General features: G+C 73.6%; 11 protein-coding genes and 2 tRNA genes. 3 read left to right on the top strand and 10 right to left on the bottom strand.

The window, feature by feature from the left end; translation table 11 throughout:
- Positions 1–13: 13 nt before the first annotated feature.
- Together ACFZBX_RS12780 and ACFZBX_RS12775 are read right to left on the bottom strand one after the other, a co-directional pair.
- Positions 14–2,113, bottom strand: a complete 2,100-nt coding sequence (locus ACFZBX_RS12780) for a putative bifunctional diguanylate cyclase/phosphodiesterase (protein ID WP_391533506.1) — start codon at positions 2,111–2,113, stop codon at positions 14–16.
- A gap of 384 nt (positions 2,114–2,497) precedes the next feature.
- Complete coding sequence (locus ACFZBX_RS12775; RefSeq protein ID WP_391533504.1) at positions 2,498–2,926, bottom strand: OsmC family protein; 429 nt, start codon at positions 2,924–2,926, stop codon at positions 2,498–2,500.
- A gap of 299 nt (positions 2,927–3,225) precedes the next feature.
- Between ACFZBX_RS12775 and ACFZBX_RS12770 the strand changes: the two genes are divergently transcribed.
- Together ACFZBX_RS12770 and lepB are read left to right on the top strand one after the other, a co-directional pair.
- Positions 3,226–3,588, top strand: a complete 363-nt coding sequence (locus ACFZBX_RS12770) for a chorismate mutase (protein WP_380758082.1) — start codon at positions 3,226–3,228, stop codon at positions 3,586–3,588.
- A gap of 121 nt (positions 3,589–3,709) precedes the next feature.
- Positions 3,710–4,498 carry a signal peptidase I gene (lepB, locus tag ACFZBX_RS12765; RefSeq protein WP_391533502.1) on the top strand — a complete coding sequence of 263 codons (789 nt, stop codon included), beginning with the start codon at positions 3,710–3,712 and terminating at the stop codon, positions 4,496–4,498.
- A 21-nt stretch (positions 4,499–4,519) separates the two neighbouring features.
- On the opposite strand, the gene ACFZBX_RS12760 is transcribed toward lepB, so the two are convergent.
- The 8 genes from ACFZBX_RS12760 to ACFZBX_RS12725 all read right to left on the bottom strand — a co-directional run bounded on the left by ACFZBX_RS12760 (position 4,520) and on the right by ACFZBX_RS12725 (position 13,854).
- Positions 4,520–5,605, bottom strand: coding sequence for a DMT family transporter (locus tag ACFZBX_RS12760; RefSeq protein ID WP_391533724.1), 1,086 nt, complete (start codon positions 5,603–5,605; stop codon positions 4,520–4,522).
- 121 nt (positions 5,606–5,726) lie between these two features.
- A complete protein-coding gene (locus ACFZBX_RS12755) occupies positions 5,727–8,303 on the bottom strand; it encodes a transglycosylase domain-containing protein (protein ID WP_391533500.1) in 2,577 nt (858 codons plus the stop codon).
- Positions 8,304–8,559: 256 nt separating this feature from the next.
- Positions 8,560–8,633 (bottom strand) — tRNA-Lys (locus ACFZBX_RS12750).
- A gap of 165 nt (positions 8,634–8,798) precedes the next feature.
- A tRNA-Lys gene (locus ACFZBX_RS12745) sits at positions 8,799–8,872 on the bottom strand.
- Positions 8,873–8,958: 86 nt separating this feature from the next.
- Entirely contained in the window at positions 8,959–9,717 is a 759-nt protein-coding gene (locus ACFZBX_RS12740; RefSeq protein WP_391533498.1) for a DUF4239 domain-containing protein, read from the bottom strand.
- Positions 9,718–9,810: 93 nt separating this feature from the next.
- Positions 9,811–11,880: a dipeptide ABC transporter ATP-binding protein gene (locus tag ACFZBX_RS12735; protein WP_391533496.1), complete on the bottom strand. Its 2,070-nt coding sequence runs from the start codon at positions 11,878–11,880 to the stop codon at positions 9,811–9,813.
- On the bottom strand, positions 11,877–12,758 hold the full coding sequence (locus ACFZBX_RS12730; RefSeq protein ID WP_391533722.1) for an ABC transporter permease: 882 nt from the start codon (positions 12,756–12,758) through the stop codon (positions 11,877–11,879). Before ACFZBX_RS12730 ends, ACFZBX_RS12735 begins: the two co-directional genes overlap by 4 nt.
- 115 nt (positions 12,759–12,873) lie before the next feature.
- Positions 12,874–13,854 (bottom strand): ABC transporter permease, encoded by a 981-nt coding sequence (locus tag ACFZBX_RS12725; RefSeq protein ID WP_391533494.1) that lies wholly within the window; start codon positions 13,852–13,854, stop codon positions 12,874–12,876.
- A gap of 284 nt (positions 13,855–14,138) precedes the next feature.
- Between ACFZBX_RS12725 and ACFZBX_RS12720 the strand changes: the two genes are divergently transcribed.
- Positions 14,139–15,845, top strand: coding sequence for an ABC transporter family substrate-binding protein (locus ACFZBX_RS12720; protein ID WP_391533492.1), 1,707 nt, complete (start codon positions 14,139–14,141; stop codon positions 15,843–15,845).
- Positions 15,846–16,273 lie beyond the last annotated feature (428 nt).

Raw genomic sequence — 16,273 nt, 5'->3', positions numbered from 1 at the left:
CCCCGGGCCCGGGCTAGCGCCCGCCCGGGGCGCCCCGGTCCTCGGCGCCCTCCCGGTCCTCGCGGCCGTCGCGGAGTATCGCCGCGACCAGCTCGGCCTCCCCGGGGCGGGCGAAGTACCAGCCCTGGGCGGTGTCGCAGCCGGTGAGCCGCAGCCGCTCGGCCTGGGCGGCGCTCTCGATGCCCTCGGCGGTCACGGTCAGGCCGAGGGTGTGGGCCAGCTGCACCATCGCGCCGACGATCTGCTCGTCGGCGTCGCTGCGCCGGGAGCGGAGTTCGGGGAGCTCCGGGCGGCCGCCGGCCGGGGCCGGGTCGCGGAACCCCTCGATGAAGGTGCCGTCCAGCTTCAGCACGTGCACCGGGAGCCGGGAGAGGTAGGCCAGGTTGGAGTAGCCCGTTCCGAAGTCGTCGATCGCGATGCGCACGCCCATGTCGGCGAGCGCCTGGAGCGCCTGCAGCGGGCGCCCGCCGGGGCCGAGCAGGGCGCTCTCGGTGATCTCCAGCTGGAGCAGCCGGGCCGGCAGGCCGGTGCGCTCCAGGGCCTGGGCGACGTCGGCGACCACGTCGGAGTCCCAGATCTGGCGGGCGGCCAGGTTGACGCTCACGAAGGTCTCGGTCTCGGGGAACTCGGTGAGCCAGCGCCGCGCCTGGCGGCAGGACTCCTCCAGCACCCACTTGCCGAGCGGCACGATCGCCCCGGACTCCTCGGCCAGCGGGATGAAGCGGTCCGGCGAGAGCGTCCCGTAACGGGGGTGGCGCCACCGGACCAGGGCCTCGGCGCCGTGCACCGCGCCGTCGGCCAGGCCGACCAGCGGCTGGTACTCGATGGTGAACTCGCCGCGTTCCAGCGCAGGGCGCAGCGCGGTGGCGAGCAGCTGGCGGGTCAGCTGGTGGGCGCCCCGGTCGGGGTCGTAGAGGGTCCACCGGGCCCGGCCGTCGGCCTTGGACCAGTAGAGGGTGGCATCGGCGTCCTTCACCAGGTCGGTGGGGGTGGTCTCGTGCACGGAGCGTTCGACCACGCCGACGCTGGCGGTGACCACCAGCCGGTGGCCGGCCACGTCGAAGGGGCGCTCCAGGGCGTCGAGGATCCGGGCGGCCAGGTCGGTGAGCTGGTCGCTGCCCTGGCTGTCGGTCACCAGGACGGCGAACTCGTCGCCGCCCATCCGTGCGACCAGCTGGGTGCCGTGCGCGGAGAAGCCGCGCCGCAGACGGGTCGCCACGGCGATCAGCAACTGGTCGCCGATGTGGTGGCCGAGGGCCTCGTTGATCGCGGCGAACCCGTCGAGGTCCAGGTAGCAGACGCCGACCCGGGACCCGCCGGTCCCGGTCCCGGCGACCGTGATCGCCGTACCCGCGGCGGGACCGCCGGCCGCGCCCTCGGCCCGGTCGGGGGTGAGGCAGGCGGCGTCGAGGCGCTCGAAGAAGAGGGTCCGGTTGGGCAGCCGGGTCAGCGGGTCGTGCAGGGCCTGGTACTCCAGGCGGTCGCCGAGCCGGCGCTGCTCGGTGATGTCCTCGACGAGGGCGAGCGTGTACAGCGGGCGGCCCTCGGCGTCCCGGATCAGCGAGACGGTCACCTTGCTCCAGACCGTCCGGCCCGTGCGGTGCTTGAGCTGCTTCTCGACCCGGATCCGGTCGTGCTCGCCGTGGGCGAGCGCGCGGAACAGCCGGCGCGGCATGCCCTCGGGGTCGGCGATCTCGTGGATGTGGGTCCCGACCAGCTCGTCCACGGTGCGGCCGGTCAGCGCGGCGAAGGCGGGGTTGACCTCGATGATCCGGTCCACGGGGTCGATGAGCGCCATGCCGATGCCGGCGTCGCAGAAGGCGGCCCGCAGCCGGGACTCGCTGGCCCGCAGCACGGCCAGCTGCCGGTCGTCGCCCGGCGCCGAGCAGGCGGGGCAGCGGAGGGCGCCGTCGCCGGGCGGCCCCTCCCGGAGGCCGGCCGGCCCGGCCGGGGAGGCCGTGGCCGGTCCGTGGCCGGTGGCGCCGGCCGTGCCGTTGGCCGCGCCGTTCGCCGGGGCGGCGTGGAGGACGGGCGGCGGCAGGCGGAGCGGCCGCGGGTCCTCGTGCCGCACGCCTGGGTGGTGCGCGTCGGCCCCCTCGTTCTGGCCCGGCACGGCATGCTCCCGTCCGCTGCTGACGCTTGACGCTGGTCCGGCCGGTCACCCGACTTCGGCGGCCGGCCCCGCGCTCTGCCGCACTCGCGGAGGACGGACTCCGGTGCGGGACGCTCGGGACGGAGCGGCCGGGTGGAAACCCGCCTGAGGAACCGTGAGGAACAGGGCGCTGCGGCCGATCATAGGACGCGATGGCAACGCGCGGTGACCGCCGCCGGGGTGATTCGTCTGGTTTGGGGTCAAGTGTAGTGATACATGCGGACGCCCCCGGTGCACATCACATGATGTGCACCGGGGGCGTGTGCTCCGGGAACGCGCCCTCGGGCTCCGGGGCGGCGCCGGACGTGCGCCCGACCGGGGCCGTGGGCGGGACGCCCGGGGAGGTCAGCCGGCCAGGTTGGCCGAGAGGGTGATGGTGGTGCCGGTCAGGGCCTGGCTCACCGGGCAGTTGGCCTTGGCGTCCTCGGCGGCCTTCACGAAGCCGGCCTCGTCCAGCCCGGGGACCTCGCCGACGACCGTCAGGTGGATGCCGGTGATGCCGGTACCGGGCTGGAAGGTGACGTCGGCCTTGGTGTCGAGCTTGGTGGGCGGGGTGCCCGCGCCGGTCAGGCCGTGCGAGAGGGCCATCGAGAAGCAGGCGGAGTGCGCGGCCGCGATGAGCTCCTCCGGGCTGGTCTTGCCGTTCGCGGCCTCGGCGCGGGCCGGCCAGGAGACCGGGTACTCGCCGATGCCGGACGACGCGAACGTCACCAGGCCCTTGCCCTCGACCAGGTTGCCTTCCCAAACGGTGCTGGCGGTGCGAGTGGTTGCCACGATCGGTACCTCCGTTACTGAGGAACTGCTGATTCGTCACGTCCGGTCATGCCGCGGCCCAGCCTACGGGCAGGCCCGGGGCGTGCCACAAGTAGCACACCGGCCCGTCGCGTCCGAAAATCCCCCGGTGGTCCCGGGTGGGCCGGGCCCCGCGCGGGACGGTCCGGGGCCGTCCGGATCGTGGACGGTCGGGGTTAATGGTGCGGGCACGTGCCGGGCGTCCTGTTAGATTGGCCCGGGCCCGGGCCCGGCCGCCGCACGGTCGGGCGCACCACCGAGAGAGCCGCGGAGCCGCCCCGATGACGGACCACCCCACGACCCCCGACGCCGGACTGCCCGAGGGGGTCGGCGATGCCGTGCGGGCCGAGCTGACCAGCCTGCGCGAGAGCATCGACAACATCGACGCCGCGGTGGTCCACATGCTGGCCGAGCGTTTCAAGGCGACCCAGCGGGTCGGCCGGCTCAAGGCCGAGCACAAGCTCCCGCCGGCCGATCCGGCCCGCGAGCGGACCCAGATCAAGCGGCTGCGCGAGCTGGCCGCCGGTGCCCACCTGGACCCGGTGTTCGCGGAGAAGTTCCTCAATTTCATCATTGCCGAGGTCATCCGCCACCACGAGGCCATCGCCAGCGACGCGGTGACCCACGGGAACGCCTCCGTCTGACGGCGCGCGCGGTCCGCCGGGCCCGCGGGATGTCTGGCGCGGGTAAACGTCCGATTTCGCCTGGATCACCGGTTGGCGTAGCGTGCAGGTTCCCCCGCAGCCGGAGAGTGGAGCAGCGACGATGGCGGTGAACCTGCCCGAAACGCACGGTGGCGACGCCGGGCCCGGGCCCGCCGCCCCGGTCGGGGGCCGGGCCGAGGCACGGCGGGCCCGCCGTGCCGCCGAGGGGCGCCGGAGCGGATCGCCGAAGGCCCGCCGGTCCGGGCGCCGGCCGCGGCCGTGGTGGATCGAGATCCCGGCGATGGCGGCGGTCGGTCTGGTGGTCGCGCTGCTGATCAAGACCTGTCTGTTCCAGGTGTTCACCATCCCGTCCGGTTCGATGGAGAACACCCTGCGGATCGGCGACCGGGTCGGCGTGAACAAGCTCGCCCCGCTGACCGGCTGGGAGCCCGAGCCGGGCCAGCCGGTGGTCTTCAAGGACCCTGGGGACTGGCTGCCGCCGCAGCCGACCGGCGGGAACCCCGTCTCCAACGCGCTGGGCTCGGTGCTCTCCTTCGTCGGCCTGGTGCCACCGAAGGACGACAACTACCTGGTCAAGCGGGTCATCGCGACCGGCGGGCAGACCGTGCAGTGCTCGGGAACCACGCTGAGCGTCGACGGTGCCAAGGTCGACGAGCCGTACCTGCACCCCGGGAACGACTCCTGCGCCGGGCTGGACTTCGGTCCGGTGACGGTGCCGCAGGGCTACGTCTGGGTCGAGGGCGACCACCGCAGCGACTCCGCGGACTCCCGCTACCACCAGCGCGGCCCCGGCGGCGGGGCCGTGCCGGTGGACAACGTGGTCGGCCCGGTGGCGGCCGTCGTGTGGCCGCTCGGCCACCTCGACTGGTTCGGCTGGGCCGGTCGCTGACCGGTCGCCGCCCCGGGCCGGTCAGCGGCCCTGGCGCCGCTCCCCCTCCGGCTCGCGGTCCTGGTTCCGGTCCCGGCGGGCCTCGGCCTCGGCGGCGCGGGCGAGCCGGTCACCGAGCGCCGTCGCGCCGGCCGGTACCGCGCCGGCCGCCGAACCCGGGTTCCCGGCGGCCCCCGCCGGATCCGCTCCGGCGGCCTTGGCGGGCTTGCTCGCCTGGGCGGCGAACGCCCCGGCCAGCACCAGCAGGCCGCCGGCCGTCTGCGGCAGGCCGAGGTGCTCGCCCAGCAGCACCCAGGCCAGCACGGTGGCCACCACGGCCTCCAGGTTGGCCACCACCCCGGCGACCGGCGGTGAGAGGTGCTGGACGGCGACGACGCCGGTCAGATAGGCGAGCACGGTCGCGATCAGGACCATCCAGGCCGCCGGGAGCAGCGCGGGCAGGGTGTGTCCGTTCATCACCACGTCCCCGCCGAGCCTGCTCCAGTCCGCCTCCCAGGGGCGGGTCAGGACGGTGAGCACGATCGAGCCGATCAGCAGGCCGAACGCGCTGACGGCGATCGGGTCGACCGGGCGCTCGCCCCGGCTGCCGGCGTCGGCGAGCACGAAGTAGCCGACCTGGCAGCAGGCCGCGCCGAGGGCGAACAGGACGCCGAGCGCGTCGAAGCTCAGGCCGTTCCAGACCTCGACGACGCAGGCGAGCCCGGTGACCGCGACGCCCGCGCCGATCGCCGCGCCCCGGCTGATCGGCCGGCGCTGGACGAACCGGACGTAGCCGATGAGCAGCGGCGGGCCGAGGTACTCGATCAGCAGGGCGACGCCGACCGGGATCCGGGAGATCGCCGCGAAGTAGCAGGCCTGGACGCCGGCCACGGCGAGCAGGCCGAAGCCGATCAGCAGGCCGGGCCGCCGGAGGAAGGCGTCGCGGTGGCGGTAGGCCAGCGGCAGCAGCACGACGGCGGCGCCGGTGACCCGGAGCCAGACCACGTGGAGCGGGGAGAGCCCGGCTTCGATCAGCGGCTTGGCCGCCGTGCCGGAGCCGCCGAAGGCGAACGCGGAGACGAGGGCGAGGGTGAGCCCGAGGGTCCGGCCGGGGGAGCGGCCGAGCAGGGGGTTGGAGCTGTGCACCGACGAATTGTGACAGTCGTACCGGCAATCCGGTAAGGGGTCATTCCATCATTCGGTCCTGCTCGGCCTGCGCCACCTGCACGGAAGCGTGCGCGGGCGCGCGCTACCCGGCGGATCCGGCGCCGGCCCCGGCCGGGGTACCCGCCCCGGTGCCCGCGTCCGTCCCGCCGTCGCTCGACCCCGATCCGGACCCGGTGGACCCCGATCCGGACCCGGTGGATCCCGACCCGGACCCGCCCGAGCCGGAGCCGCCGGTGCTGCCGGACCCGGACCCGCCGGACCCCGAGCCCGATCCCGAGCTGCCGCCCGGGGGCTCCGGGGTGGTGGTCGGCGCCGGGGGCTTGGTCGGCTGGACCGGCGCGGTGCCCGTCCCACCTGACCCGGACCCGCCCGAACCGCTGGAACCGCCCGAGCCGGAGCCGCCGCTACCGCTGCCGCCCGACCCGCCGGAGTCGGACCCCGACCCGGTCGACGGCGTACTGGGCGACGACGAGCCCGTGCCCCCGGAGGAGCCGGAGGAGCCGGAGCCGCCCTGACCGCCCTGGCCGCCGCCCTGGGACGGTCCGCCGGACGGCTTCGACGACCCGCCGGAGCCGTTCGACGGCGCCGACGGCGTGCTCGAAGGCGTGGACGGGGAGCCGGACCCGGAGGAGCCCGAGCCGCTGCGCGTGGAGTACTCCGCACCCGAGGGCGCGGGGAACTCGGCGACCGGCTGCCCCTTCAGCGCGGCCTTCATGTACGTGGTCCAGATCTGCGCGGGGTACTGGCCGCCCGCCGCGCCGTCGATCCCGCCGGTGCCGCTCAGGCTGACCTGCGCGCCGGTGCCCGGGTCCTGCCCGAACAGCGCGACCGAGGTGACCAGCTCCGGGGTGTACCCGATGAACCAGACCGACTTCTGGTCGTCCGTCGTACCGGTCTTGCCCGCCGCCGGACGGCCCAGCGCCTTCGCCCGCCAGCCGGTGCCGCCCTGGTCGCTCACCACGCCCTGGAGCATCGACGTGACCTCGCGCGCGGTCTGCTCGCTGATCGCCTGGGTGGTCTTGTGCGCGGGCAGCTCGACCGGTTCGCCCTCGTGGTCCACCGACTGCACCAGCCACGGGGTGATCTGCTTGCCGCCGTTGTCCAGCGTGGCGTAGACGCCCGCCAGGTCGAGCACGCTCGGGGTGGCGGTGCCCAGCGGGATCGAGGGCACCGCCTCCATGCCGGGGGTGTTGCTGGGCAGGCCGAGCGCGATCGCGGTGTCCCGCACCTTGGCCAGCCCGGTGTCCTGGGCGAGCTGGGCGAAGGCCGAGTTCACCGACCAGTCGGTGGCCTGCTGGAGGGTGACCTGGCCGTAGCTCTTGTCGCCCTCGTTCGGCGGCGCGTACGGGGTGCCCTTCCCGCCGCGGACCTTGCGGCCGCTGGTGCCGTCGTAGACGGTGCGCGGGGTGATGGTCTGGCCGGACTGCGTCTTGGCGTCGTTCTCCAGCGCCGCGGCCAGCGCGATCGCCTTGAACGTCGAGCCCGCCTGGTAGTCCCGCCGGGTCGCGTTGTCGACGTAGTGCTTGGTGTAGTCGACGCCGCCGTACAGGGCGACCACGGCGCCGGTCTTCGGGTCCACGGAGGCGGCGCCGGGCTGGACGGCCGCGTCCTTCTTCCGCTTCTCCGGGTTCAGGGTGTCGTGCAGCTGGGCCTGGACGGCGTCCTGGAGCGCCTGCTGGCGGTTCGGGTCGATGGTCAGCTTGATCGTGTAGCCGCCCTTGGCCAGCTCCGACTCGCCGATGATCTGGTTGGTGGTGAGGTACTCGGTCGCGGCGTTGACCAGGTAGCCGGCCTGGCCGGACAGCCCGAGCTGCGCCTGCGGGTCCCTGACCTCGGGGAACGTGGTGGCGGCCCGCTCCTCGGCGGAGAGCCAGCCTTCCTTCACCATGCCGTCGAGCACGTAGTTCCACCGGTTGACGGCGTTCTGCTTGCCCGCCGGGGTGGCGGTGGCCACGTCGTAGGCGCTCGGGGCGTTCAGCAGCGCGGCCAGGTAGGCGCCCTGGGCGGCGGTGAGCTCGGAGGCGTCGACGCCGAAGTACTGCTGCGCGGCGGCCTGGATGCCGTACGCGCCGCGCCCGTAGTAGGAGGTGTTGAGGTAGCTGGAGAGGATCTCGTCCTTGCTCTCGGTGGCGTCCACCTTGATCGCTATGAAGAGTTCCTTCACCTTGCGGGAGACCGACTGCTTCTGGCTCAGGTAGGTGTTCTTCACGTACTGCTGGGTGATCGTGGAGCCGCCCTGGGTGCCCTCGCCCTTGGCGGTGTTGAGGGCGGCGCGGACCAGCCCGGGTACGTTGACGGCGCCCTCGTGGTAGAAGTTGCGGTCCTCGGCGGCCAGCGTGGCGTGCTGGGCGGCGGGGGAGACCTTGTCCAGCGGGACGTTCTGCCGGTTGGTCTGGCCGGTCCGGGCGATCACCGAGCCGTCCTGGTAGAGCCAGGTGTTGCTCTGCGCGGTCGCGGCGGCGTGCGCGTCCGGCACCTTGACCAGCGTGATGCCGAGGGCGAAGAGGCCGACGCCGAGCAGCAGCGCGGCGGCGAAGCCGACCAGGGTCATCCGCCAGGTGGGGACCAGTCTGCGCCAGCCGGTGCGGCGGGATCTGCGGAGTCTGCGGGCCTTGGGTTTCCGGGTGCGCGGTGCGCCGCTCAGGGCGGGACGGGACAAAGCGGCGGCCTCCTGCGGGCGGGCGGCTGCGCGGGGCCGGGCAGGACGCGGGGGACCGTGCCGGCTCGCGCAGACGGGATCGTCGGCGGTCGGGGACCTTTGTCCCTTTTCCGGTTTACAGCCCAGAACGCGCCGAAGGTACCGGTTGGCTCCACTACGACGGGAAGCGAGACCGACATCACACACAAATCGGACGCCAATGGGCAGCGAAAAGCCGGAGAGCCCCTCGTTGCTACGAGAGGCTCCCCGGTGTCGGTGCGCCGCCAGGGACTCGAACCCCGGACCCGCTGATTAAGAGTCAGCTGCTCTAACCAACTGAGCTAGCGGCGCCTGCTGACGAAGAGAACAATACACGCTTCCGGGCGGTGCCTCGAACCACCGGGCGCCACCCGGGGGGTCCGGCCCGTTCGCCCCCGGGCCGCCCGGGGTTCACCTCCGGTGCCGGAAACGCCGAAGGGCCCCCTCGCTGCTGCGAGAGGACCCTTCGACCGTCGGTGCGCCGCCAGGGACTCGAACCCCGGACCCGCTGATTAAGAGTCAGCTGCTCTAACCAACTGAGCTAGCGGCGCCTGCTGACCTGGAAGACATTACACGCTGTCGGGCCGATCCGCCGAATCGCCACCCTCCGGTGACCCGCAGTGACCGGGGGCGGGCCTCAGCGGGTGGTCGGGAGCCGGTTCAGGAAGACCTGGAAGGCGTCGGGCTCGACGGCGTTCACACCGTCGAAGGGGTAGTTCATCTCCTTGATCACGATCAGCACCACGCAGATCATCGCGGTCATGGTCAGCACCATCGCCAGGTGCAGCCGGATGCTGGAGATGCCGAACACGAAGGCGAAGCCCACGGTCAGCACCGCGCCGGCGATCAGTGGCACCCAGAGCAGCGGCGGCACCGCGTCCTGGACCTGGGTGAGCCGGGCACGGCGTTCGCTGGCCAGGCCCTCGACGTGCCTGAGGGCGTTCTCGAAGTGCGCCTGCTGGCGGGCGTCGACGGGCTGGAGGGCATTGGTCGTGTCGCGGATCCGGTACACCAGCTCGGTGGTGTTGGGGTCGGTCCGGTGGTCGGCCATCAGTCGCCACTCGTCGCCGATGACGGTGTGCGCGTACCGGAGGGTGAGGTCCGTCAGCTCGATGCCCGCGGGGCTGTCGAACTCCCGGGACGTCCAGTAGAGCCCGGCCAGTTGGTCGGCCTCGCGGAAAGTGGTGGCCCGGGCGTCGTCGGCCGCCTCCCAGACCACGATCACCACGAAGGCGAGCAGGACGGCGTAGAGCACGCCGACCATGGCGAAGATGGCGGCCGTCACCTCGTTGTGCTGTTCCCGGGCCTTGGCGGACACGAAGTGGGGCAGCAGCAGGAGCACCGCGGAGGCGATGGCGAGCGAGCCGACCGTGATCGTCAGGTTGGACCAGGACATAGCAGAGTTGTCGCACGGCGGCGGGGAGTCCGCCAGGCGGGTGTCCGCTGTTCGGAGCCCCCGAGCCCCGAGCCGCCCGGAGCTCGCGTCGCGTCACCTCTCCGGGAAGTGGCAGGCGGCCTGGTGGTCGCCGTGGTCGCCGTCCGCCGTGAGCGGCGGCGCCTCGTTCTCGCAGCGGGCGCGCTCCGCCGGGGTGAGCCCCGGGTGGACGGGGCAGCGGGCCCGGAACGGGCAGCCGGTGTGCCGGACGGTGGGGGAGGGCGGGTCGCCGGCCAGCAGCACGCGGGCGCGGGCGCGCTCGGCGGCCGGGTCCGGCAGCGGGACGGCGGAGAGCAGGGCGCGGGTGTAGGGGTGCCGGGGGCGGCCGAAGACGGCGGACACCTCGCCCTGCTCGACGGTCCGCCCCAGGTACATCACGCCGACCCGGTCGGCGAGGTGCCGGATCACCGAGAGGTCGTGCGAGACGAGGAGGTAGGAGAGGCCCAGCTCCGCCTTGAGCGACTGGAGCAGGTTGAGCACCCCGGCCTGGATCGAGACGTCCAGCGCGGAGACCGGCTCGTCGAGCACCAGCAGCCGGGGCCGGACGGCCAGCGCGCGGGCGATCGAGATCCGCTGCCGCTGCCCGCCGGAGAACTGGTGCGGGTAGCGGACGGCGTGCGCCGGGTCGAGGCCCACCTGGCGCAGCAGTTCGGGCACCCGGCGGGCGATCTCGTCCTTCGCGGCCCGCTGGGCGCGCAGCGGCTCCGCGACGATGTCGCCGACCGGCATCCGGGGGTCGAGGGCGGCCGTCGGGTCCTGGAAGACGATCTGCAGCCGGGACCGCATCCGGTGGGCCTCGGCGCGGGAGAGCCCGGCGGTGTCCCGGCCGAGCAGCTCGATCCGGCCGGACTCGGGGGCGGCGAGGCGCAGCAGTTCGAACAGGGTGGTGGACTTGCCGGAGCCGGACTCGCCGACCAGGCCGAGCGTCTCGCCCTCCCGGATCGACAGCTCGACGCCGTCCACCGCGTACACCGAGCCGACCCGGCGCTTGAGGACGGTGCCCTTGAGCAGCGGGAAGGTCCTGGTGAGCCCGCCGACCTCCAGGACCGGCGGGCGCTGTGCCCGGGGGAGCGGCGGGCCGGGCGCCGGAAGCTCCGGCACGGGGTACACCTCGGCGGGCGCGGGCCGCCGCGCGGCCAGCTCGCCGGCCCGGACGCAGGCGGCGAGGTGGCCGTCGCCGGCCAGTGGCGGTTCCGCCGTGCGGCAGCGGTCCTCCGCCAGCGGGCAGCGGGCGGCGAACGGGCAGCCGTGCGGCAGCGCGGCCATCGGCGCGGGCGTGCCGGGGATCGGGACCAGCGGCCCGCGCCGCCCGTCCAGCCGGGGGACGGCGCCGAGCAGGCCGAGCGTGTAGGGGTGGCGCGGCGCGGCGAACAGCTCGTCGACGCCGGCCGTCTCGACGACCCGGCCCGCGTACATCACGGCGACCCGGTCGGCCATCCCGGCGATCACCCCGAGGTCGTGGCTGACCAGGACGAGGGCCGCGCCGGTCTCCCGGCGGGCGGTGCGCAGCACGTCGAGCACCTGCGCCTGGATGGTGACGTCGAGGGCGGTGGTGGGTTCGTCGGCGAGCAGCACGTCGGGGTCGTTGGCGACGGCCATGGCGATCACGGCGCGCTGGCGCATGCCGCCGGAGAACTCGTGCGGGAAGCGGTCCAGGGCGCGGTCGGGAGCCGGGATGCCGACCAGGTCGAGCAGTTCGGCGGCCCGCTCGCGGGCGGCGGCGCGGCCGAGGCCGGGGCGGTGGACGCGCAGCGCCTCGATCAGCTGGTCGCCGATCCGGTGGACGGGGGTGAGGGCGGAGAGCGGGTCCTGGAAGACCATGGCGATCCGCCGGCCGCGGACGGCGGCCAGTTCGCGCCCGGGCAGGCCGAGGAGTTCGCGGCCGTCCAGCCGGACCGAGCCGCGGACCCGGGCGGTGCCGGGCAGCAGCCCGAGGACGGCCAGCGCGGTGACGGACTTGCCGGAGCCGGACTCGCCGACGATGCCGAGGGTCTCGCCGCGGCGCAGCGTGAGGTCGACGCCGCGCAGGGCGGGGACGGGGGCGGCGCCGCGCGGGCCGGTGAAGTCGACCCGCAGGTCGCGCACCCGCAACAGCGGAGCGTCGGTCACGGTGGTGCCGGTCACGCGCGGCTCCTCTTCCTCTTGGCGCGGTCGCGCGGGCGGCGGGGCCGTCGGGCGGCCTCGGCGGTGGGGTCGAGGGCGTCCCGCAGTCCGTCGCCGATCAGGTTGACGGCCAGCACGAAGAGCACCAGCAGCCCGGCGGCGAAGTAGAACAGCCAGGGGAAGACCGGTGCCTCGCTGGTGCCGGCGGCGAGCAGGGTGCCGAGCGAGACGTCCGGCGCCCTGACGCCGAAGCCGAAGTAGGAGAGCGCGGTCTCGCTCATCACGGCGCCGCCGACCGCGATGGTGGCGTCGATGACGAGGAAGGAGGCGACGTTCGGCAGCACGTGCCGGGTGATGATCCGCAGCGGGTGGACGCCCATGAACCGCGCGGCCAGGACGAACTCCCGCTCGCGCAGCGAGATCGTCATCGAGCGGACCACCCGGGCGGCGATCATCCAGTTGAACAGGGCGAGCAGCAGCACGAAGGCGAGCCAGCCGGTGCCCTTCAGCCGGGGCGAGACGATCGTGATGATCAGGAAGCTCGGGAAGACCAGCATCAGGTCGACCAGGAACATCAGCAGCCGGTCGGTCCAGCCGCCGAAGTAGCCGGCGCAGGCGCCCACCAGGGCGGCCGGCACCGTCGAGAACAGCGCCACCAGCAGGCCGATGACCAGCGACTTCTGCAGGCCGCGGAGGGTCTGCGCGAAGACGTCCTGGCCGATCCCGTTGGTGCCGAACCAGTGGGTGGCGGAGGGCGGTTGCCGCAGCGCGCCGTAGTCGGGGGCGGCGTAGTCCCAGGGGGTGAGGTAGGGGCCGCCGAAGGCCAGCAGGAACAGCAGCAGGACGACGACGGCGCCGAACACCGCCCCGCGGGCGGCGAGCAGCCGGGCGAGGACGATCCGCCCCCGGCCGGCCGTGCCGCCCGGCACGGGCCCGGCGGGTTCGGCGGGTCCGGCGGATTCCGCGGGCTCGGCGGGTCCGGTGATCGCGGCGGTCACGGGGCTCCTCCTCGGGTCAGGACCGCACGCGCGGATCGAGCGCGGCGTGCAGGGTGTCGGCGAGGAAGCCGGAGGCGAGCACCACGACCGCCGCGAACAGGTTGACCGCGACGACCGCGTTGACGTCCTGCTCGTTGACGGACTGGATGAACCACTCGCCCATGCCGTGCCAGCCGAAGATGGTCTCGGTGAAGGCGGCGCCGGTGAAGATGCCGAGGAAGCCGTACGCGAACATCGTCGACATCGGGACGACCGCCGTCCGCAGCCCGTGCTTGACCAGCGCCCGGCCCCGGGTGAGGCCCTTGGCCTCGGCGGTGCGCAGGTAGTCGGAGCCGAGCACGTCGAGCATGGTGCCGCGCTGGTAGCGGCTGTAGGTGGCGAGGCCGCCGAGCGCCAGCGAGAGGGTGGGCAGCAGCAGGTGCAGCGCCCAGTCGGCGAGGTGCGCGCCGAGGCCGCCGGTGAGGCCGGGCGTCTCGTACCCGGTGAACGGGACGACCTCGTGGCCGACGGCGTTCTTGGCGGCGATGGCGCCGTTCTTGAGGAAGAGCGCGACCAGGAAGACCGGGGTGGAGAGCAGGACGAAGGAGAGGACGGTCAGCAGCCGGTCGGAGAGCCGGTACTGGCGCACCGCGCTCCACGCCCCGGCGGCGACGCCGAGCGCCATGCCGAGCAGGCTGCCGATCAGCAGCAGCCGCAGCGAGACCCAGGCCCGGCGCCGGAAGTCGTCCATCACGGGGGTGTCGTGGATGGTGCGGCCGAGGTCGCCGTGCAGCAGGCCGCCGGCCCAGCGGCCGAACCGCTGGACGACCGGGGTGCGGTCGTTCAGGTTGAGGTCGGTGAGTTGGCGCTCGACCGAGGCGGCGGCCGGGCGCGGCACCTTGGCCTCGAAGTAGGCGCGCGGCTGCAGGGCGGCGCCGGCCAGCGCGTACGCGAGGAAGACGGCGGCGACCAGCAGGACGGCGTAGTAGGCGAGCCGCTTGGTCAGGTGGCGGAGCATCGGCGGCCGCCAGGGGTGGGAGCGGGGCCGACGCGTCTGGTGGGCATCGGAGGGTGGCCTTTCGGGAAAGCGCAGATCGGTCCGGCAGCGGTGCGCGGCCGGGGTGTTGCGGCCGTGTTGCGCCCCGTTTCGCTTGGATCAGGTGTCAACTCGGCCCTCTGGTAGTGATTCTGATCGGCTGTTACGTTCTGTCCCCGGCACCGACTTGGCTGCCCACGATCAAGCCTCGCCACACCTCGCGACGCTCACCCTCACCACTCGCCGGACAACACGGGGGGACCCTCATGGACGCTTCCGCCACGCCCGCGCGCCGCCTCGGCCGCGCCGCCGCCCTCGCCCTCGCCGTCGTCCTCACGGCCGCCGCGTGCAGTTCGGGCGGCGGCGGTTCGGCGGACCCGGCGGTCAGCAGTGGGGCGCCCGGGCAGGGGTCCATCGACATCAACGCCAAACCGCTGGACCAGGTCCGCGACGGCGGCGAGGTCCGCTTCCCGCTCTACCAGTGGATCACCCAGTGGAACCCGTTCCAGGTGGACGGCCGCTACGGCGACGCGGTGGAGATCATGCGCACGCTGGAGCCGAACCTGTTCAGCACCGACGAGACCGGCACCTTCCAGCCGGTCGCGGACTACCTGCTGGGCGCCGAGGTGACCTCCACCTCACCGCAGGTGATCACCTACCGGCTGAACCCGAAGGCCAGGTGGTCGGACGGCAAGCCGCTGAGCTTCCTCGACTTCAAGGCCGACTGGGAGGCCGGCAACGGGAGGAAGGACGGCTACAACATCGCCGACTCGGCCGGCTACGAGCTGATCTCCGCCGTCGAGCAGGGCGCCGACCCGACCGAGGTCAAGGTGACCTTCTCCGAGTCCTACGCCGACTGGCAGAACCTCTTCCGCCCGCTGATCCCGGCCGCCGGGATCGCCACCGCCGACGACTTCAACAAGGGCTGGGTGGAGCGGATCCCGATCACCGCGGGCCCGTTGAAGGTCGGCACCGCCGACAAGACCGCGCAGACCCTGACACTCGTCCCGGACCCGAACTGGTGGGGCGCCAAGCCGAAGGCGGACCGGATCGTCTTCCGGGTGATGACGCAGTCGGCGACCACCCAGGCCTTCCTCAACAACGAGATCGACATCGCCACCGCCGGTACCGCCACCGCGTACGGGCAGCTCAAGGACGCCAAGGACGCGGTGATCCGGTCCGCCAGCCCCTGGGACGAGGTGCACATCTCCTTCGGCGGCGGCGGTCCGCTGGCGGACGTGAGGGTGCGCCAGGCGCTCGGCAGGGCGCTGGACCGCAATGCGCTCATCAGGATCGCCAACAACGGCGTGCCGGTGGAGTTCAAGCCGCTCGGCAACCACATCTTCATGCCCAACCAGACCGGCTACCGGGACAACTCCGGGGAGTGGGCGAAGTTCGACGCGGCCGCGGCGCGGAAGCTGCTGGACGAGGCCGGCTGGAAGGAGGACGGCGCCGGCCGGCCCCGCACCAGGGACGGCCGGGCGCTGACCCTGCACTGGGTGCTCAACGAGTCCACCCCGCAGGCCCAGGTCGACCTCGCCACCGCCGCCCAGGCGATGTGGCTGGCGGTCGGCGTCAAGGTGGAGATCGACAAGGTCGCGGCCAACGACTTCTTCACCAAGTACGTCAACCCCGGCAAGTGGGACATCGCCAGCTGGCGCAACACCGACTCGTTCCCGCTCTCCACCAGCCTGACCAACTTCCGCCTGCCGCAGGGCGACAACGTCTTCGGCAACTTCTCCAAGCTGGGCAGCGAGGAGATCGACGCGCTGCTCAGGAAGGCGGCCGGAACGATCGACCCGGTGCAGGCCGCGAACCTCTACAACCAGGCGGACGCCAGGATCTGGGAGCTCGGCCACACCTATGAGCTCTACCAGCGGCCGACCGTGGTGGCGGCCCGCAAGGGGCTCGCCAACTACGGCGCGCCCGGGCTGGCCGGCGTGGACTACTCCAAGGTCGGCTGGGAGAAGTAGCCGGGGCCAGGGCCGGAGCCGGGTCCGCGGTCGGGGACGGCCGCCGCAGGGCGGGCGTACGGCGGGCACTGGCGAGCAGCGCGGTGATCACGAGGCCGGTGGTGCGGACACGGGGGGACGGCGTCGCCGCCCCCGCTGTCCTGCCACCCGCCTTGACCTTCCGCGATGCCCGCAGGCCGCCCGTGCCGGGGCCCGTCCCCGGGCCCCGTTCGCTTCGAACCGGGGACGAATCTAGCGGGCGGTCCAGGACCTCACGCCGTACGGCGCGGGCGCGCCCGGAAACCCGTCGCGCTGTCACCCGGTTCGCGCACCGGGGCGTCAACTCTCGCTGACGCCAGGGAATATCGGACGTACCGGGGCAATCGGTGCGCCCGGTCCGGCCGCGCCACGGCCCGGCCCGGTGCGTGCGCGGTGCCCGGCGCGCTGCC

This window comes from Kitasatospora sp. NPDC008115 (assembly GCF_042957205.1).
Classification (GTDB): Bacteria; Actinomycetota; Actinomycetes; order Streptomycetales; family Streptomycetaceae; genus Kitasatospora.
This window is presented reverse-complemented; position numbering and strand designations above follow the sequence as displayed.

What these genes read in the sequence shown, in the direction of transcription:
- ACFZBX_RS12770 (WP_380758082.1), top strand. Translation starts at nt 3,226, where the DNA reads ATGACGGACCACCCCACGACCCCCGACGCCGGACTGCCCGAGGGGGTC.
- lepB (WP_391533502.1), top strand. Translation starts at nt 3,710, where the DNA reads ATGGCGGTGAACCTGCCCGAAACGCACGGTGGCGACGCCGGGCCCGGG.
- ACFZBX_RS12740 (WP_391533498.1), bottom strand. Translation starts at nt 9,717, where the DNA reads ATGTCCTGGTCCAACCTGACGATCACGGTCGGCTCGCTCGCCATCGCC.
- ACFZBX_RS12725 (WP_391533494.1), bottom strand. Translation starts at nt 13,854, where the DNA reads ATGCTCCGCCACCTGACCAAGCGGCTCGCCTACTACGCCGTCCTGCTG.
- ACFZBX_RS12720 (WP_391533492.1), top strand. Translation starts at nt 14,139, where the DNA reads ATGGACGCTTCCGCCACGCCCGCGCGCCGCCTCGGCCGCGCCGCCGCC.